At 58.9% G+C, this 18,545-nt stretch carries 17 protein-coding genes and 3 pseudogenes; 8 read left to right on the top strand and 12 right to left on the bottom strand.

Annotation, left to right across the window (positions count from 1 at the left end; genetic code table 11):
• Window positions 1–25: 25 nt before the first annotated feature.
• The 3 genes from ACQZ48_RS20755 to ACQZ48_RS20745 form a co-directional block, all read right to left on the bottom strand.
• The gene (locus ACQZ48_RS20755) at window positions 26–2,083 is read right to left on the bottom strand and encodes an FAD-binding oxidoreductase (RefSeq protein WP_448729385.1); all 2,058 of its coding nucleotides are present in this window, start codon (window positions 2,081–2,083) and stop codon (window positions 26–28) included.
• Between the two features lie 60 nt (window positions 2,084–2,143).
• Window positions 2,144–2,755, bottom strand: coding sequence for a glutathione S-transferase family protein (locus ACQZ48_RS20750; RefSeq protein WP_077984643.1), 612 nt, complete (start codon window positions 2,753–2,755; stop codon window positions 2,144–2,146).
• 201 nt (window positions 2,756–2,956) lie between these two features.
• Complete coding sequence (locus ACQZ48_RS20745) at window positions 2,957–3,877, bottom strand: LysR family transcriptional regulator (protein WP_448729423.1); 921 nt, start codon at window positions 3,875–3,877, stop codon at window positions 2,957–2,959.
• Between the two features lie 98 nt (window positions 3,878–3,975).
• On the opposite strand from ACQZ48_RS20745, the gene ACQZ48_RS20740 reads away from it, so the two are divergent.
• Window positions 3,976–5,391, top strand: a complete 1,416-nt coding sequence (locus ACQZ48_RS20740) for an aldehyde dehydrogenase family protein (protein ID WP_448729384.1) — start codon at window positions 3,976–3,978, stop codon at window positions 5,389–5,391.
• 24 nt (window positions 5,392–5,415) lie between these two features.
• On the opposite strand, the gene ACQZ48_RS20735 is transcribed toward ACQZ48_RS20740, so the two are convergent.
• Window positions 5,416–6,411, bottom strand: coding sequence for an NADPH:quinone reductase (locus ACQZ48_RS20735; protein ID WP_077984640.1), 996 nt, complete (start codon window positions 6,409–6,411; stop codon window positions 5,416–5,418).
• A 107-nt stretch (window positions 6,412–6,518) separates the two neighbouring features.
• Between ACQZ48_RS20735 and ACQZ48_RS20730 the strand changes: the two genes are divergently transcribed.
• Window positions 6,519–6,848, top strand: a complete 330-nt coding sequence (locus tag ACQZ48_RS20730) for a winged helix-turn-helix transcriptional regulator (protein ID WP_077984639.1) — start codon at window positions 6,519–6,521, stop codon at window positions 6,846–6,848.
• On the opposite strand, the gene ACQZ48_RS20725 is transcribed toward ACQZ48_RS20730, so the two are convergent.
• On the bottom strand, window positions 6,845–7,735 hold the full coding sequence (locus ACQZ48_RS20725; protein WP_443388591.1) for a LysR family transcriptional regulator: 891 nt from the start codon (window positions 7,733–7,735) through the stop codon (window positions 6,845–6,847). The two genes, ACQZ48_RS20730 and ACQZ48_RS20725, sit on opposite strands and share 4 nt — an antisense overlap.
• 137 nt (window positions 7,736–7,872) lie before the next feature.
• Here ACQZ48_RS20725 and ACQZ48_RS20720 point away from each other — a divergent pair, with 137 nt between their 5' ends.
• Together ACQZ48_RS20720 and ACQZ48_RS20715 are read left to right on the top strand one after the other, a co-directional pair.
• Entirely contained in the window at window positions 7,873–8,448 is a 576-nt protein-coding gene (locus ACQZ48_RS20720) for an isochorismatase family protein (protein WP_448729383.1), read from the top strand.
• A gap of 69 nt (window positions 8,449–8,517) precedes the next feature.
• The gene (locus tag ACQZ48_RS20715; protein ID WP_448729382.1) at window positions 8,518–9,267 is read left to right on the top strand and encodes a pirin family protein; all 750 of its coding nucleotides are present in this window, start codon (window positions 8,518–8,520) and stop codon (window positions 9,265–9,267) included.
• 135 nt (window positions 9,268–9,402) lie between these two features.
• Here the strand turns inward: ACQZ48_RS20715 and ACQZ48_RS20710 are convergent, their stop codons facing one another.
• Entirely contained in the window at window positions 9,403–10,317 is a 915-nt protein-coding gene (locus ACQZ48_RS20710; RefSeq protein WP_448729381.1) for a LysR family transcriptional regulator, read from the bottom strand.
• 111 nt (window positions 10,318–10,428) lie between these two features.
• Between ACQZ48_RS20710 and ACQZ48_RS20705 the strand changes: the two are divergent.
• Together ACQZ48_RS20705 and ACQZ48_RS20700 are read left to right on the top strand one after the other, a co-directional pair.
• Window positions 10,429–10,599: pseudogene (locus ACQZ48_RS20705) on the top strand (alcohol dehydrogenase catalytic domain-containing protein); the annotation flags it as partial.
• 61 nt (window positions 10,600–10,660) lie between these two features.
• Window positions 10,661–11,413 (top strand): IS6 family transposase, encoded by a 753-nt coding sequence (locus ACQZ48_RS20700; protein WP_448729380.1) that lies wholly within the window; start codon window positions 10,661–10,663, stop codon window positions 11,411–11,413.
• A gap of 187 nt (window positions 11,414–11,600) precedes the next feature.
• Here ACQZ48_RS20700 and ACQZ48_RS20695 read toward each other — a convergent pair whose 3' ends face one another.
• The 5 genes from ACQZ48_RS20695 to ACQZ48_RS20675 all read right to left on the bottom strand — a co-directional run bounded on the left by ACQZ48_RS20695 (window position 11,601) and on the right by ACQZ48_RS20675 (window position 16,512).
• Entirely contained in the window at window positions 11,601–12,620 is a 1,020-nt protein-coding gene (locus ACQZ48_RS20695) for a Gfo/Idh/MocA family oxidoreductase (protein WP_448729379.1), read from the bottom strand.
• A 23-nt stretch (window positions 12,621–12,643) separates the two neighbouring features.
• On the bottom strand, window positions 12,644–13,438 hold the full coding sequence (locus ACQZ48_RS20690) for a TIM barrel protein (protein ID WP_448729378.1): 795 nt from the start codon (window positions 13,436–13,438) through the stop codon (window positions 12,644–12,646).
• An 84-nt stretch (window positions 13,439–13,522) separates the two neighbouring features.
• Window positions 13,523–14,311, bottom strand: coding sequence for an ATP-binding cassette domain-containing protein (locus tag ACQZ48_RS20685; RefSeq protein WP_269827134.1), 789 nt, complete (start codon window positions 14,309–14,311; stop codon window positions 13,523–13,525).
• A complete protein-coding gene (locus ACQZ48_RS20680) occupies window positions 14,311–15,432 on the bottom strand; it encodes an ABC transporter permease (protein ID WP_077984632.1) in 1,122 nt (373 codons plus the stop codon). Before ACQZ48_RS20680 ends, ACQZ48_RS20685 begins: the two co-directional genes overlap by 1 nt.
• 126 nt (window positions 15,433–15,558) lie before the next feature.
• Window positions 15,559–16,512 carry a sugar ABC transporter substrate-binding protein gene (locus tag ACQZ48_RS20675; RefSeq protein WP_448729422.1) on the bottom strand — a complete coding sequence of 318 codons (954 nt, stop codon included), beginning with the start codon at window positions 16,510–16,512 and terminating at the stop codon, window positions 15,559–15,561.
• A 175-nt stretch (window positions 16,513–16,687) separates the two neighbouring features.
• On the opposite strand from ACQZ48_RS20675, the gene ACQZ48_RS20670 reads away from it, so the two are divergent.
• Both ACQZ48_RS20670 and ACQZ48_RS20665 read left to right on the top strand, forming a co-directional pair.
• The gene (locus tag ACQZ48_RS20670; protein WP_448729377.1) at window positions 16,688–17,713 is read left to right on the top strand and encodes a LacI family DNA-binding transcriptional regulator; all 1,026 of its coding nucleotides are present in this window, start codon (window positions 16,688–16,690) and stop codon (window positions 17,711–17,713) included.
• A gap of 42 nt (window positions 17,714–17,755) precedes the next feature.
• Window positions 17,756–18,451: pseudogene (locus tag ACQZ48_RS20665) on the top strand (transposase); the annotation flags it as partial.
• Window positions 18,452–18,459: 8 nt separating this feature from the next.
• On the opposite strand, the pseudogene ACQZ48_RS20660 reads toward ACQZ48_RS20665, so the two are convergent.
• A pseudogene (locus ACQZ48_RS20660) lies at window positions 18,460–18,545 on the bottom strand (IS5/IS1182 family transposase); the annotation flags it as partial.

Genomic DNA, 18,545 nt, shown 5'->3' with positions numbered 1-18,545 from the left:
TTGCGCTGGACGCAGCAATCGCCGCTTACACAGCAAGCTGCAGGCCGCCTTCCTGTTCGGCTGGAACGGCGCAGCAGAGCAGCACTTCGTCGACGCCGATCTTCGCGGTGGGCTGCTTGACATAAGCGACGGCACCCTTGACGAGCTTCGTCCGGCACGTCCCGCAATTGCCTTCGCGGCAACTGAATTCGGGCTCGAGGCCTCGCGCCTCGGAGAACTCCAGGAGAGTGCCGGAACCAGGTGTCCACCGTGCTTCTTTCAGGGAGTTCGTGAATATGACCGGCACCGGTTTATCCGACGGCTGCGCGGCGGGAGATATCACGGCTGGTGTAGCAAGCCCCGTGCGGATGAGCGACGACGGGCCGAAGGCTTCCGCCTGGATACGATCGTCAGCGATGTTGAAAGCCCGCAACCCGTCATAAAGCCCCTGCGTGAACTGGGCAGGTCCGCAGAGATAGAAATCATAGTCGTTGAAGGGGAGAAACCGCGTCAGCATCGCCATATCGATCCGCCCCGCGGCGTCATAATCCCTGCCCTCTTCAGCATCCGTGGGGTCGCTGAGAACCCTGACCAAGCGCACGGCGCCCTTCGTCACGCCGATAAGGTTGGCGATCTCCTTGTCGAACGGCCTATCGGCCTTGGAACGAGACGCATGGAATAGCGTCACCGGGCGGACGCGTTGCTTGCGGAGCCCCTCATAGACGACATGACGGAGCATCGCGAGCAGCGGCGTGATGCCGACGCCGCCTGCGAGAAGAACCGCCGGACGGGTCGACCCGGCGTCGATGCTGAAGTCGCCGGCCGGCGCGCGCACCTCGATGACATCGCCAACGGCAGCATTATCATGCAAGAACTGCGAAATCCGGCCGTCTCGCTTGACGCTGATGCGGTAGATACCATCGGACGGCGCAACCGAAAGCGTATAGGTGCGGATGATCGACTTTTCTTCGCCGGGCAGCTTTATCCGTATAGGTAGATGTTGACCCGCCCTATGGGGGAGCAGCCCTGCGCCATCGCCGGGCTGCAGATGGAAAGACTTGATCGTTGCGCTCTCATCAACGATCGCGGTGACGGTCATTGGCCGCCAGCTTGTGGCAAGCTCTGTCGCGCGGAGACGGTCGGCGGCTTGGCTCCAGCTGCCTGTCATCAGGGAGCTTGGCGACCAGCCGTCTTTCTGGAATGCCCATCTTAAAGCCAATGCATTGCGGCGACGAACGATACGTGTCGGCTTGAATGTCCAAAACCGCTCAGCGCTTTGAAACGCGTCGATTTCGGGTGAGTCGAATATGACTTCGGCCTTCCCCGTCATCTGCAGCACATCGCCCGTTGCGAAATCCACGAACAGAAGTCCTGCCTTTCCGTTCAGCAGGATGTTGCCAAGCGTCGCGAAGAAAAGATTTCCATCAAAGTCGGGGATCGTCAGGACGCCGTCGTCGCCAACGCGAACAAATCCGGCATTGCCGCCACGGTGGGAGACATCCACCTGGCGCCGGTCTTCGCGATCGACGTAGGAGGCAACAAAAAAAGCATCGGCTTGCTGGATGATCGCGCGTGCCTGATCATCCAGCACGGGCAGTTCCTCCGCCTCACCCTGGAACGGTGCTCCCGGTTGGCGCTCGAACGCGAAGTCGCGCAGCTGGATGTAACGCGGGCAGTTTCCAAAACTCTGGTCAACATCGACGCGGAAACCGCCCTCTATCGTTGAGACAAAACCGTTCATGCGGTTGCGACGACGGGTGTGCATCTCGATACCGAGAAGACCAATCGGGAGGCCGTCCGCCAACCCTTCACTTGCGGGATCACTTGGATCTCGGGTCGCGGCGATGTCCAGCACAACAGGCGAAGGCGACGACATGAACCCCGGCTGACCTTCGACAAAAGTCGCCCAGGCATCACCGGCTTGGTCGACGCTGCCAAGGACGATGAACGGCAGTTGCGCATAAAAGTCGCGATGCTGGTCCGGCATGAAATCGCGAACGACACGCTGACCGACTGCGGCCATGCGTTCCTTTACGCCGAGCTTTTCCTGGATAAAGGTCTCGCCTTCATGCCACGTCGGCAGTTTTGTGAGGGTCATGGACATCTGCGTTCTCCAGGGGAAAGAGGCGAAGGGCGCGCGACGTATCGCACACCCTGTCGAGGGTCAGGCGGCAAGGCCGACCGGCGTCTTGACGAAGTCGACGAAGCCCGGAAGTTGTTCGACCCGACGCAAGAGAGCATTCACGGACGGATAGGCGCTCAGATCGACATTGCCCTCCGGAGCGCGCGCGACGTAGCTGTAGATAGCGACATCGGCAATCGTCGGGTGATTGCCCACAAGCCATTCCCGCCCTTGCAGCTGGCTCTCGATCCGGCCAAGGATGGTGTGTGCACGGCCAATGACCTCTTCCGGATTGAACTTGGCGCCGAAGACCGTCACCAGACGGGCAGCGGCCGGTCCGTAGGCGATCTCGCCTGCCGCAACCGAAAGCCAGCGCTGAACCTCAGCCGCCCCTTTTGCGTCTTCCGGAAGCCATTCCGTCCGGCCTGCCTTCTTGGCGAGGTAGACCAGGATCGCGTTGGAGTCGGAAATGAAGACATCGCCATCCGCCAGCACCGGTACTTGCCCGAAAGGATTCATCTTCAGGAAGTCGGGGTGCTTGTGGGCGCCAGCCTTCAGATCGACCTCGACCAGCTCGTGGGGGAGCCCGATCAGCGAGAGGAAAAGCCGGGCACGGTGCGCGTGGCCTGACAGCGGATGGTGATAAAGTTTCATGTGATCGCTCCTGATTGAAGACCGGGTCCTTTCCCGATCCATGCGCAAAGGATGCAACGGGCGATCAGCGGGCTGAATACTCATCTTTGACAGTGCACCGTTACGCTGTGTGCAACAGTGCTTGGAACCGATCCGCGTGGTGAGCTCGATGGATGGGCCCGCTAAAAGCTACTGGTTACCGCAGAGTTGGCGAGAGATTCCTCAGTCCTGAGGCTGGGTCTCAACGTGGCTGCCGTGTCGAACGTCCCTGATGAGATCGACGAACCGCCGCAGTTTGGCGGGGATATTCCGCCTTCCCGGATAATAAAGGCAGAGCCCCGGATAGGGCGGGGTCCAGTCGGCAAGAACCTGCTCCAGCCTTCCAGCCGCGACGTCGTCTGATACCTGCCATTCATTCAGATAGGCAAGTCCGGCTCCTTCCCGGGCCGCCCGGAGCATCAGGTCGCTATCGTCGAGCGTGAGCTTGCCGGGAGCGTCGAGCATGATGCTCTCTCCTCGCTTTTCGAACTCCCAGCGATAGAGCGTGCCGCTCGCCATTCTGGCCCGAATGCACTCGTGGTTCTGAAGATCTGCCGGAACCTGCGGCTTTCCATGCTGGCGGAAATATTCGACCGAACCGACGATGGCCGGCCGGACGCTGTCGCCGATAGGAACGACGACCATGTCGGGCGGAACGGCTTCCCGAATCCTTATCCCCGCGTCGAAACCCCTGGCATTGACATCGACGAGTGCCCCCTCCGTGACAATCTCCACCGCCATCTGCGGGTTCCTTCGCATGTATTCCAGGATCAGCGGCGTCAGGATCATCCGGGTCGCACCCACCGACGTGTTGATGCGCAGAGTACCCGTGGCTTCGGCACGATGCTCGTCGACATGCTCGACGGCGTTGCGAATGGCCTCCAGCGCCGGACCGACGCTCGCCACGAATTGTTCGCCTGCGGCGGAAAGGACCACGCTGCGCGTCGAACGGTTGAACAGTCTGACGCCCATGCGCGCCTCCAGCGTAGCTATTTGCTGGCTGAGCGACGACGACGGGATCCCAAGCTCGCGCGCTGCGGCCCGAAACCCGCCTCTGGAAGACACCGCGAGAACTGCTTCGAGTTCGGCGAGCGAGCCACGCATCATTGTCCGTCATCTCCTATCAGGCTGAACGATTTTGGCCAGCTTATCAGGACAGTCCTGAAATGCCACATAGGCCTGGCAGTCGGAAGGAGTTTCAAATGCGCAACATCGACAAGATCTATATCGACGGTCAGTTCGTCACGCCAAAGGGCACCGAAATGGCCGATCTCCACAATCCGTCCACGGAAGAGAAGATCGGCACGGTTAGGCTTGGCGGCGGCGAGGATGCCTGGGAAGCCGTCGCGGCGGCAAAGCGCGCCTTCCCCGAGTTCTCACGCACGTCGAAGGCCGAGCGCATCGATATGCTGAAACGCTTGAACGCCGCAGTCGCCGCGCGCGTCTCTGACCTCACCGAAGCAATGGCGCTCGAATATGGCGCTCCGCAGAACTTCACGCGTTTTGCTATTCCCCATGCCGCTTCGAGCTTCCTCACCATGGCGTCCGTTCTGGAGGACTATGAATTCGAGCGCCAAATGGGCCGCGCCCGCGTGGTCATGCAGCCGTCTGGCGTTGCTGCGGCTATCACCCCCTGGAACAGCGATATCGGTTTCATCACCTCAAAGCTCGCAACCGCCATCGCCGCCGGTTCGACCATCGTCATCAAGCCGAGCGAAATGAGCGCGATCCAGACGCAGATCCTGACGGCGTGTTTGCATGAAGCGGGTCTGCCGAAGGGTGTATTCAACATCGTCAACGGGTTCGGCAATGTCGTCGGTGCGGAACTCAGCCGGCATCCAGACATCACAAAGGTGACCTTCACGGGCTCAACCGCCGTTGGTAGGGAAATCATGCGAAACGCGGCCGAGAGCTTCAAGCGCGTCACGTTGGAACTTGGCGGCAAGGGGCCGAACATCATTCTCGACGATGCCGATCTTGACGTCGTCATTCCTGCCGTACTGCGGATGGGCTTTATCAACAGCGGTCAGGCCTGCATCGCCGGCACTCGCATTCTGGTTCCGAGCCCTCGGCTCGATGACGTCCTGGTCCGGCTGAAGCAGGAGATCGAGACGTTCAAGGTCGGCGCCCCGAGCGATCCCGACGCAATGATCGGGCCGATGGTGAGCCGCAAGCAGTACGATCGCGTCCAGTCCTACATCGAACTGGGAACGCGCGAAGGCGCCCGTCTCCTGACGGGTGGCCCTGGGCGGCCCGCCGGTCTGGATCGCGGTTGGTTTACGAAGCCAACGATCTTTTTCGGCGTGGACAATCAGATGAGGATCGCACGCGAAGAGATTTTTGGGCCGGTCCTGTCGGTCATCGCCTACCGCGACGAAGACGAAGCCATGTCTATCGCAAACGACACCCCCTACGGCCTCCAGGCCTATCTGCATGGCACCGACGCCGCTCATATGCAGCGGCTTGCGGATCGACTGGACAGCGGGCGGGTGGTCGTCAACGGCGCGCCGCATGAACCGCTCGCTCCCTTTGGCGGGTTCAAGCAGTCGGGGATCGGTCGCGAGTATGGGGTGTTCGGCCTCGAGGCGTTCTTAGAACCGAAAGCCGTTATCGCCTGATAAGCTGAGTTTGAGCGGACCGCGTCACGGATTCCGAATTTGGAGGAGGACCTTTCCGACAGCCTTGCCGCTCTCCTGAAACTCGTGGGCATCGGCCACTGCGTCGAGGGCATATGTTTTCGCGATCTGCGGAACGTATGTCCCCAAAGCGGCGCAGGCCGAAATCTCCTCAGTCGCCTGACGCATCGCCGCTTCCGGCATGGTGTAGACATAGACGAAACGGAACGAGAAGCCTCCAAGCAGCGCCTTGAAGAACGGGATTGTGAGCTTAGCCTCCGGTGATTCCGTCGAGTAGGCCGAAACGACACCGTCGCGGGCGAGGCAGGAGATTGCCACTTCGATATTGGCGGAGATATCGACATCCACGATACGATCGACACCATGGCCGCCCGTCGCCGATCGTATGGCATGCGGGACGTTCTCCTCGTGCCGGTTGAGCACAAGGTCGGCCCCAGCCGCTCGCGCCACCTCTGCCTGCTCCTCGCGGCTCACCGTCGCCGCCACCCATGCCCCCGCCCATTTCGCAAGCAGGATCGCCGCGTTGCCGACCGCCCCAGCGCCACCCTGCACCAGAACCCGCTTGCCGCGCAGGTCACCATCGGCGAACAGGCAGCGATGCGCCGTCATCGCAGGAACGCCGAGTGAGGCCCCGATCTCAAAGGACACGTTGTCGGCCAGCATGACGGCCTGCGCGGACGGCACGACAACGAATTCCGCAGCTGTCCCAAACGCGCGGCCCCATTGCGCCATGTAGATCCAGACCCTCTCGCCGATTCTTGTATCAGGGACGCCGGGGCCGACGGCGTCGATCACGCCCGCGCCGTCCTGATGTGGAACGATCCGCGCGAATGGCATGGCCTTATCCCCGAATCCGGTTCTCGTCTTGATGTCGGAAGGATTGATGCCCGAGGCAGCCACCTTCACCCTGACCTCGCCGGCGCCCGGCTGTGGGTCGGGCAAGTCACCGACAACAAGCACCTCTCTCGCAGCTCCTTGTTTCTCGTAAAACGCAGCGCGCATGACAACACCTCCAATCAACTCGCTCCAATTAGGCGCGGTACAGGCAATCTTGCAAGTAGGCAACAGTTCTGCCTATAGGGATAGAAAGTACACCATTGGAGACCAGGATGAGCCTTGGCCAGAAGTGTCCCGTCGAGACCACCGTCGATGTCACCGGCGGCAAGTGGAAGCCCATGATCATTTACCGGCTGCTGGACGGGCCACGCCGGTTTGGCGAGCTGCGCCGCCTGGTCGGCGATCCGAGCCAGCGATCATTGACGATGCAGCTCCGGGAGCTTGAAGCTGACGGGATTGTCGCCCGCGAAGTCTTCGCTGAAGTCCCGCCGCGCGTGGAGTATTCGCTCACACCGTTCGGGCAGACGCTCGCGCCCGTGCTCATGGCCATGCGCGACTGGGGCGTCGCGTTTCAGGAGCGTCGGCTCTCCGCACGAGGTTAGGACGCATCCCCTGCGGCGCTCGCCGAGAACCGCGCGACAAAGAAATCGATCAGCACCCTGACCTTCCGCGAGACATGCGATCCCGGCGGCCGCACGATGTAGACGCCGATCTCCGGCAGGCTGTATTCCGTCATGATCGGCACGAGCGCGCCCGCCGTCACGTAGCTTTGCGCGATCACGACAGGAAGGGCCGCGACACCCAGCCCGGCCGCCGTCCCTTCGGCGATGCCCACGGCGCTGTCCGCCTTGAACCTTCCCTGCCCGTTGACGACGACCGTGCGGCTGCCGTCCGACACCCTCCAGCTTTCGGTCCCTTGAAGGATGGCCTGGTGTTCGAGCAGGTCCGAGGGCGTTTTCGGGATGCCGCGGGCACTCAGGTAGTCTGGATTGGCGAACAATCCGGCCGCAAAGGCGCCGATCTTGCGCGCCGTCAAATTTGAATCCTGAAGGTAGCCGACCCGTATGCCGCAATCGAACCCTTCTGCCACCAGATCAACGTACCGGTCGCTGTAGTGCGCGTGAAGCTGCATCAGCGGATGGCGGCGGGCAAGCTCGGCCAGCGCCGGCGCGAAGTGTCCGGGACCGAAGGACGAAGGAACCGCCACGCGTAGTCGTCCCCGCAACTCCCCGGTCGGCAACATTTCCTCGCGCGCCACGTCCATTTCCAGGCACATGCGCGCCGCATGCTCGCGGAAGGAAACACCGGCTTCGGTGAGTGATGCGCCTCTGGTCGTGCGCGCTAAAAGCTGAACGCCCAGTTCGCTTTCGAGGCGGACGAGCCGCCGGCTGACGATCGATTTCGGCAGTCCGAGACGCCGGGCCGCGACCGTGATCCCTCCGCCGTCGGCAACCTCAACGAAGGTCTGCATGTCCTCGAAGCTGATCATGTTTGCGTTCCATTTTTCGTTCTACAGAGTGGCAAATCATAGAGCTACCGCACCACCGATCGCAACGCCAAATTCAAGTCATCGAGCGGATCGAAACCGAATTTCACCCACCGCCGACAAGCAAAAGGAACACGACAATGCATAATAACGTCTTCACCCCCGAAAATTCCGCCATGCTGCTGATCGACCATCAGATCGGCACGATGGCCTGGACCCACTCGCACGATATCAACCTGGTCAAGCAAAACGCGCTGAAACTCGCCCGAATCGCCAAGGCCGCCAATATCCCGACCATCCTGACATCCAGCATGGAAGACCAGATCCAGGGACCGCTGCTTCCGGAACTCAAGGAAATCCTGCCCGAAGCCTTTGACGCCCGTATCAAGCGCCCCGGTATCGTCAACGCCATGCACCACGACGGCTTCAACCAGGCGGTCAAGGCGACCGGCCGCAAGAAGTTGTTCGTTGCAGGCGTCACGACAGAAATCTGCGTCACCTTCCCGGTCTTGCAGATGCTCGACGAAGGCTACGAGGTTCAGGTCTCGGCGGATGCTTCCGCCTCCTACACCAAGTACGGCGACGACCTTGCTCTCCGTCGCATGGAAAAGGCCGGAGCCATCATCACCACCGTCGACCAGATCATCTCCGAACTTGCCGTCGACTGGACGAGCCCGCTCGGTCAGAAGCTGGTCGGCATCCTGAACTATCACTGATGTCGGAACGATATCGTGTTCATCGGCGCGGGCGATAATCGCCCGCGCCCGAAATGGAAGGAAATTCCAATGACCATCACCAAGATTTCCGCAGGCCGGATGCGCGGGAACATCGACCAAGGCTTCGGCGTCGAAATCCTGTATCCGGGTCTCTCCCTGACGGCCGATGATAGCGGAATAGGTCCGATCGGCAGGATCGATCGCGCCCAGGTGCAACCCGGTCACCTCATCGGCATGCACCCGCACAAGGACGATGAGATCCTGACCTACATCCGCAGCGGCGAGATGCTCCATCGCGATACGGTCGGAAACGAGAAGAAGCTCGACAAGACGCATTTCATGATGATGAATGCCGGCCACACCTTCCAGCACGAAGAGCTGATGCTCGGAAACAGCCCGGTTCGAGCGCTGCAAATCTTCCTGCGGCCCAACGCTCCCGATCTTGAGCCGATGGTGCAGTTTCATGATTTCGTTGACGCGAGCAGTGAAAACGAGTGGCGATTGATTGCCGAGCCAAAGGAGGCGCCGCTTATTGTGCGATCCAATGTCCGGGTGTTCGATGCCCACATCAAGAAGGGCACGCAGCTGGGCCTCCCCGCCGCGGCCGATCCCGGGACAGCTTTTCTGCTCTATGTCTTCGACGGGGCGATAGATTTCGGCGACGTCACGATCGTTAGCGGCGAAAGCGCGTTCGCGCGTCGGGTTGATGACAAGCCCATAGCCAAAACCGATTCCGATGTCGTCCTGTTCGCGCTCAACCCGGAAGCCGAGGTGTTTCGCGGCGGCATGTTCAGCGGGAACCAGAAACGTATGGGATGAAACTCAAGAAGACACGATTATGGATGGCGGAGTGGGAGATCATCGTTCTGCTCCTCGCCTTGAAGGGAACCGAACTACGGCAGCTATCAGCTGCCTGCTCATCTGCCGTTTATTGATTTCCTGTTGCGGGGAGCCTCAACTCCAACGCGGCGGAGTCCCGATATGATTTTTGAGCGCCTCGGTGAATGCTCTGATCTTCGCAGATGGCACCTGGAGCGCACGAAGAAGATAGATCCCGGAAGGCCTTTCATTCCAACCTTCGCCCGATAGCGGTAGGCGGACAAGATCACCCGCCTGGACGGAAGGCCCCGAGACCCAGCTCGGCAGGAACGCCACCCCCATCCCGGCGATCGCAGCCCCGTTCATCGCTTCAAAATCGTCGGACCGGAATACGACGCGCTCGCACGCCTCCCCTATTGGCGCGCCAAGAATATTAGACCAACCGAGAAGATCGTTACCGTGGAGCTTATCGAGGACACGATGTTGGCGAAGCGCATCTGCACTTTCCGGCACCCCATATTGCTCAAGATAGGCAGGGCTCGCCACGATGATGCGATCAAGAGGCGCCAGCCTGGTTGCGATCAACGTGCTATCCTGTAGATCACCCATCCTCACCACCAGATCGAGCCGCTCTGCGACGGGGTCGGCCAGCCTTTCGGTGAGATCCAGCTCGACATGCAGGTTCGGATAATCTCGCGCGAGAGATGCGAGAACAGGGATGACGTAGCGTTTTCCGAACGTCGGGAAGCAGGCGATCCGCAACGTGCCGCTGACCGCACCATCGAAAGCGGCAACCTCGGCATGGGTGTCGGCCAGATCGTCAAGCAGGCGCTGGACGCGCTCAAACAGGTGACGGCCCGCGTCCGTCAAAGACAGCGCCCGTGTCGAGCGAACGAGGAGAGGAACTCCGAGGTCCTTCTCCAGCGCATCGATCTGTCGAACGACAGCCGAGGGCGTGACGGCCCGGCGCCGAGACGCAGCCGAGAAGCTTCCGGTGCGGACGACATCGACGTAAACAGCGAGATGTTCTGCGAACCGTCGGTCCCTCATCTTTGCCTAAGACGCAAAACCGTTTCGACCATTCAGTTCGTTATCATCTGCAAGCATTTGTAGCACTTTCCTTCTCGTGAAGGTGTCTATGGCTCACAAAGCTACGGCGACAGCACTATTCTCGGGCTTGAAGTCGCTGGTCAGGTCATCGCCATGGGGGACGGGGTGAGCGGATTTGCAGTCGGAGACCGTGTCATGGGCATTGTCGGTGGCGGCGCCTACGCCCAATATGCGCGCCTAGACTACGGGATGGCCGCTCCGGGCTTGTCGCAAATTTTCTAGCTTAACGGAAAGTTGACCATCGGAAGAGAAATTCGCGCTCCAAAAGTTGCGGAGCAAGCCAATGATTCTGAATGCCATTGCCGAAAAGCTAAAGCGCCAATCAAAGGACGATTTCAAGGGAAGGCATTTCGAGGCGTGGGTGATCGTGCAGGCGGTTACGTGGTATTTGCGATACCCGCTCAGTTATCGGGATCTGGACGAGATGTTCCGTGAGCGTGGCTTCGAGGTCGATCACAGCACGATCAATCGGTGGGTTCTGGTTTATTCGCCCATTATCGAGAAGCGGCTTCGCCGGTTTCGCCGACCACATTGTGGATCGGTGCGGATCGACGAGACTTATGTGAAGGTCCGCGGCAAATGGCGATACCTGTATCGCGCCATCGACAAAGCAGGAAATCCCGTTGATTTCCTGCTGACAGCCAAGCGCGACCTCGATGCCGCCAAGCGTTTCTTCCGCAAAATGCTGAAAGATGATCCGTTATTGTCGCCCGGCAGGATCGGCACGGATGGCGCCAATACGTTTCCATCGACGATTAAAACGTCGGTTGACGATGGGCTTCTGCATCCGGATTCCGTGCACTACGTCACCAAACACCTGCAGCAAGGCATCGAGAGCGACCATTTCCGGGTGAAGAAGAACATGCCGAAGATTGGTGGCTTCCAGTCATTCAACACGGCGCGGCGAACGATCGCGGGTTTCGAGGCGATGCTGTGGCTAAGGCAGGGCTTCGGTTTTTCAGGCGGCTGGACCGTAAACGACCAGAATGATCTCCTTGCGCGCCTCTTCGGACTTCAAAAGGTTAACAAAGCGTGAAAGCAGCGGCGGTCAGAGGGTAATTGCGACGTGCAGAAATGATTGCGACAAGCCCGTTTTTGGCTTCTGAACTTCTGCTTTCGCTTCTATGATGATCCTCTTAGCCTCACCAACAGGCTTCTGGTCACGAACTTTTCCAACATATATGTGCTGACAGAGGCCGACAGCGCCCCTGTCAGCTAGGCCTTCAACTCACAGGAACCGGCTGTTTTCTCGACACGGATTCAATGGCAGCAAGGGCGATCGCCAGAGCGTTGCGAGCATCAGCTCCCGTGGGTGCATTCTTAACAACACCGCGACGAGCCGCCTCAACGAAAGAAGCAAGCTGCGCCGTGTAGGCTTGGACGAAGTGGTCCGTGTCGCGCCGCCATGTGTCGTTGGATACGCCAGTCGCGTCGAACAGCGTCATGCTCGAACGTCGTACGTCGCCCATCGTGACCATTCCGCCGGAGCCGAATACTTCGCCGCGAATATCGTAGCCGTACATTGCAGAGAAGTTTGCTTCCGCAACCGCAATAGACCCGTTGTCAAAGCGGATATTGACGACCGCCGTGTCTAGGAAGACCTTGTCGCGTGCATCCGGGCGAACCAATGCATCTGCCATTGCAAACACTTCGACAGGCTTTGCGCCGGGGTTCAACCAAAGCAATGTGTCGAAGTCGTGTATCAACGTTTCATAAAAGATCGTCCACAACGGAATCCTGTCAGGATCACCGCCGAACGGACCGGGATCGCGCGTCAGTGACCGGATGAGCTGAACCGCGCCGACCTTTCCAGCGTCGATCGTTGCGCGGCCTTCAAAAAATGCCTGGTCCCAACGGCGATTAAAACCGACCTGCAGGGGAACGCCTGCGGCCTTGGCGGCTGCAATACCGCGATCCGCATCTTCAAGCGTGAGTGCCATCGGTTTTTCGCAGAAGATCGCTTTACCGGCCTCCGCCGCCTGCACAAGGATATTGGTGTGAAAGCGTGCAGGTGTGGCAATGATGACCGCATCCAGACCGGGGTGAGAAAGCATTTCTGCGACGTCGGTATAAGAAGCGTCGGCGCCCAGCGCGTCTGCAAGTTTTGCGGCGGCCCCGGGAGCGGGATCAGCGACGGCCACAAGCTCCGCGTCTACGAGCCTTCTTGCGACACTCTCCCCATGGAATGAACCGATGCGCCCTGCCCCGATAAGTCCGACGTTGACTGTTTTGACCTTGGTCATGATTTTTAGTCCTGTTTTTGAAATCAGAGAGTGAAGGCTTCGCGGAAGGCAGCGAGCGCGGCGTCGGCATCTCCGGATGCCCAAGCTTCCATCCCGATCGGGCCGGAGTAGCCCATATCGCTCAGGGCTTTTGCGATCCCCTTCCAATTCACCTCGCCGGTGCCCGGCTCAAATCGGCCGGGTACGTCAGCCACCTGAATCTCACCGATCCACGACAGGCTCCTGCGGCAAAGTTCGATCAGGTTCCCCTCACCGATCTGCGCGTGGTAGAGGTCAAGGTTCAAACGCAGACGCGGGTGATCGATGCTGGATACAAGCGCCAACGTGTCTTCGGCGCGCCCGAACGGCACGCCGGGGTGATCGACGGGGAGGTTCAGGTTCTCCAGCGTGAAAACCACATTTTCTTCTTCCGCGAGGTCAACGATACGACGTAGCGTCTCCTGAGCCTTCAGCCACATGGCTCCCGTGACGACCTCGACGGGCTGAACCGGTAGGCCACGATCCCCGAGGCCCGTGCCGTGAAGGTTGAGGCGCTGCACGCCAAGACGTTTGCCGATCTGAGCCGTTTCGCGCGCGGTTCTCAAAAGTTCGGCGGCGCCCGCATCATCGGTGAGGCGGCCGGTCAGGTACCCGTTCATAATTGTGAAGGTTGCACCGGTGGCTTCGAGCTTGGCGATATCGTGCTCTGGCCAATTCCAGAGGCCAACGCCGAAGCCTTGCTCCTTCAATCGCGACGCGCGCCATTCGATTGGTTTATCCCGCCACAGCATCTCCGCGCAGGCGGCCAACGGAAACGGGGTAGTATGGGCATTGCTCATTTGGGGTGGTTCCCTGGATTTTTGGATATGGCTGCTCAAGCCCGGCAAACTTGCCGAGCCAAAATTCGATTTTTTTGAGTGTCGTCAGATGGTGCCGCCGAGTTCTGCGGAGAGTGACTGGAGTTCCTTACCGCCAGCCATCAGGTTCTGGAGACCATCGAGATCAATTTCATTCTTGGCAAAGGTGCCCAGTGTCTTGCCCCGGTTCAGAGCCGTGAAGCGGTTTCCGACAGCGTAAGCGTGTCGAACATTATGGGTAATGAAGATCACGCCCAGACCTTTGCCGCGCACCTGATCGATGTACTTCAGAACCATCGAGGTTTGCGCAACACCGAGTGCAGATGTCGGTTCGTCAAGAATGAGGACTTTTGCGCCGAAATACACGGCGCGTGCGATCGCCACGCATTGACGTTCGCCACCGGAGAGCGTGCCGACGGCCTGTCCGGGTTCACGAACATCGATGCCGATTCTCTTCATTTCTTCGCTGGTAACGCGATCCGCGAATTCCATGTCCATGTATTTGAACGGACCGAAGCCCTTCAATGGCTCGCGACCCATGAAGAAGTTTCTTGTGACAGACATCAGCGGGATCATCGCCAGATCCTGGTAAACGGTCGCGATCCCCGCATCGAGCGCATCTCTTGGCCCGGTAAAGAGATATTGTTTCCCCTCGACGAGGAAGTCGCCGGATGTCGGCCTGTGAACGCCGGAAAGAGTATTGATCAGGGTTGATTTCCCGGCTCCGTTATCTCCGAGAAGGCACAGAACCTCTCCTGCGTGGACACTCAGCGAAACGCCGTTAAGTGCGATAATCGAGCCGAAGTGCTTGACGAGGTTCTTGACCTCGACGAGTGGTGTCTGGGTCGTGCTCATCAGCGTTCTCCCGTCACACGCTTACGAATGATGTTGTTGAAAATAACGGCGGTCAGCAACATCCCGCCGAGGAAGACGAGGTACCAATCCTGGTCGATCGACGTGTAGGTGAGGCCGATCAAAACCATGCCGAAGACGATCGAACCGAAGAACGCACCGATCGCCGAACCATATCCGCCAGTCAGAAGACATCCGCCGATGACGGCCGCGATAATTGCTTCGAATTCTTTCTGAAAACCGCGTCGGGCATCAGTCGAACCGGCGTCGAGGACAGTTAGAATGGCGACAAGAGTGGCGCACATCGCGGTTACGATAAATAGGGTGGTCTTTACACGGGCGACAGGAACACCCGACTTGCGGGCAGCCTTCGGGTCACCGCCCGATGCAAAAATCCAGTTTCCAAATCGTGTGCGAAGCAGAACCCATGTCGCGACGAGTGCAATGAGCACAAACCAGAGGATTTCCACCGGAATACCCGGGACTTTCGGCGTTCCGTTCGGGAAGGTCTCGATAATTCCTGCATTGCCAAGCCATGTGAAGAGACCCGGGAAGGCGTCGCCTGAAAACAGCGGCGCAAGGGGACTGTCCGCAACAGCCTCTCTCATCCCGCGAAGCTGGGTTGAACCGCCGCTCGCCCACTTCAGGCCGACGAGCGTTAAGCCGCGAAGAATGAAGAGAAACGCAAGCGTCACTATGAACGATGGAAGCCCGGTGCGCATGGTGAGCTGGGCATTGGTGACACCTATGACCACGGCAAAAGCAAGCGCGATCAGGATCGCGACACTGAGCGGGAGATTAAGGACGACAAGGGCCGTGCCGAAAACCAGCCCCGCGAATGCGACCATCGAGCCGATGGACAGATCGAACTCGCCGCCGATCATTAGAAGTGCCGCACCAACCGCAAGAATTCCGAGCTGGGCTGCTGGCGCCATGAAGTTTACAATACCGGCAAGTGTGAACATGGCTGGGTTTGCGGTGAGCATGAAGAATATCGTAACGAGCACCAATCCTGCGACGGCGCCGAGTTCCGGACGTCGCGCGAGCGCGGTCAAAGTCGAAACCTTTTTCAGGCGCTCGTCGGATCGAGTCGGTGACCCGTTCTGTTCGTTGGCCAGCGTCATGGGCATACCTCAGATGTAAGTTTTCTACGTGCGCCATCGGTTGCCGTTCACGCGTCACGCGGATCGGATGCCAGGCGATGAGGGCAGCTCCCGCTGGAGGTGCGAGAGCTGCTAGAGGGGTTCCGCTCAGCGGATACCCTGGGAGGATTTCTCAATCACCGAGGCTGCCGCATCCTTCTCGACGAAGCTCGGACCCGAGGCGACGTTTCCAGCAGGAATAGTGCCATATCTTGCATTCAGCGCGAGGAATGTGACCGGAAGATACCCCTGAAGGTAGGGTTGCTGGTCCACGGCAAACAGTGCCTTGCCTTCCGAAACAGCCTTCAGGAAATTCGCCGAAAGATCGAAAGAAGCGACCTTGACCTTGTCACCATTGCCCATCTTCTCGACAACAGCGACCGCCCGCTCACCAACGAGGGGTGCCGACAGGCCAAGTACGACATCGACGGAAGGATCTGAGGTTAAAGCAGCCTGAATCTTCGATTCAATTTCCGCCGGGTCGGCTGTCGTCGGCAGGACCGTAACCTTTCCACCTTCGAAGCCCTTCGCCGTCCCCGCGCAACGCTGGTCAAGAGCGGCATTTCCGACCTCCTGGTTTACGCAAAGGACGTGTTTCTTGCCGAGCGACTTCAGTTTTTCGCCGACCTTCACGCCTGCGGTAAGTTCGTCCTGGCCAACATGGAGCCTGATGCCCAGCTTTTCCGTTGCGGCAATGCCGGAGTTCATGGAAATGACGGGGATACCGGCCGCAATAGCCTTGGCAATCGCCGGGCCCAGCGCATCCGGATCGGGATTGGAAATTACAATACCCGCCGGGTTCTGATTGACTGCAGCTTCAATGAGCTGAGCCATCGCGACCATGTCGAAGGTCTCCGGTGCACGATAGTCAACCTTGGCATTGATGTCCTTGCCGGCCTGCATCATACCGTTTTTCACGATCGACCAGAAGGGGTCGGACGCTTGCCCATGAGTGACAGCAATGATGCTGGGCTGTTCATCGGCTCTGACGCCTATCGACCCCGCTGCAGCCAGTGACACAGCAATAGCCGCAGAAGCGACATTCTTCCAAATGGATTTCATTTTTTCCTCCTCAATGTCACCCACTCCTCTGGATGACAAATTCGAATGCTACCGGGTGCAAATTTGTTTGCTACCGGGTGCAAGCAGGTGCATGTTACGTCACAATGCGTTAAAAGCAAGCATTCATTTCACTGGATCAGAAAAATGGAATTTATGTTCCATTACCGGAGAGTTCATGCGCAAGAGAGCAACGGCAAAACAGGTAGCGGATGCGGCAGGAGTCTCGAAGTGGACCGTAATCCGCGCTTTCACACCGGGCGCCTCTATTACTGACGAAAGCAAGCGGAAGGTACTGGAGACTGCCGCAGCTTTGAACTATACGCCGAACCTCCTTGCACGAAGCCTCGCAACCAACTCGACGGGACAGATCGCCGTCTTCGTGGATGACTTTTCCAACCCGCAAAAACTCCCCTTCCTTGAGGCGCTCACCGAGAAGCTCCAGGCGGCCGGCCTGGTGGTGATGCTGATCAATATCAACAGTCACTTTGACCATGTAAACGCCCTTCTCCACGCGGACCAGCGTCAGGTCGATGCCATCATTCTCTTTGGTACAGCGTTTCGTGACGAAACTCTGACAGACCTGCAGCAGGGGCAAGGCATGCCGCCTATGTTCGTGCTTGCACGCGACAGTCAGATCGACGGCGTTCCCGCTGTTGTCTGCGACGCGGAACTGGCCCTCAAGGAAATCGTAGACCACCTTCATGCGAGGGGATATAGGCGCCCAGGCTTCATGAGTGGTGCTACGGCTTTGTCTACAGCTTTAAAAAGAAGCTACTATTTCACGGAGTTTTGGGCGGAAAAAGGTATCCAGGACATTGTCCACATGAGCGCGGAAAAATACAGCCTGGACGCTGGCGCCGCCTCGGTGAGGAAGTACTTGAGCGAGGCGTCTACTGACGATCGCATCGATGTCCTGATGTGCGAAAACGACATTCTGGCGATGGGCGCCATGGATGAAATCCGGGCGCGGTTCCACCTTCAAGTGCCTGAAGACATTGCGATAGTGGGCTTCGACAACTACGAGCTATCCGGTTCGTTCGGATATGGCATTACCACCTATGAGCAACCGCGCGACGAAATGATTGATGCAATTCTGAGTATGGTCAAGGGGCACTCGGATTTGAAGACGGTCACTCTCCGGGGAGAGCTCGTCGTTCGAAACTCAACATTAAGGTCGGCTGACCTTGCCCCGTTGAAATAATCCATTTTGAAGTAAGCTCTGGCCCATTGAGAGGACCAGGGAATGAAGCGCAATCGTTTCACAGACGAACAGATCATCGGCATTCTGAAGGAGCACGAGGCTGGCACGCGGGTCTCGGAGCTTTGCCGCAAGCACGGCGTCAGCGATGCCAGCATCTATAAATGGAAGGCCAAATTCGGCGGCATGGACGTATCCGAAGCCAAGCGTCTGAAGACGCTGGAAGACGAGAACACGAAGCTGAAACGGCTCCTTGCAGATGCGATGCTCGGCAATGCGGCTTTGAAAGACCGTTTGGGAAAGAATGGTGACGCCCGCAGCAAGGCGGAACGCTGTCACTCATCTGATGATCCACCACCAGATGAGCGAACGGCGGGCGTGTAAAACCATCGGCTTTTGCCGGATGACGATCCGTTGCGAAACCAGGCGAGCGATGACTATGACCTTCGCGAGCGGATGAAGGCGCTGGCGCATGAACGTCGCCGCTTTGGATATCGACGCCTTCATGTGCTGCTCAGGCGTGAGGGTCACCTGGTGAACCACAAGCTTCTCTTCCGGCTCTATCGGGAAGAGAAGCTGACGGTGCGCAAGCGCGGCGGTCGAAAACGAGCGATAGGCACACGAGCACCGATACTGGTCCCGCTTACCGCCAATGATCGGTGGTCACTGGACTTCGTGTCGGATCAACTCACCGATGGAAGCAGGTTCCGGGTGCTGACCTTCGTTGACGATTGCACTAGGCCGTCGACTCATAAACTCTGACACCAGATTCTTGCGGCGACGAGTTTGACAGCTGCGAGATAGTTTTCCGGGCGCTTGTCGTAGCGCGTGGCGA

It is taken from the genome of Agrobacterium sp. 22-209-1 (assembly GCF_053522485.1).
The sequence above is the reverse complement of the archived record's forward strand: the minus strand, read 5'-3'. Positions and strand labels throughout refer to the sequence as shown.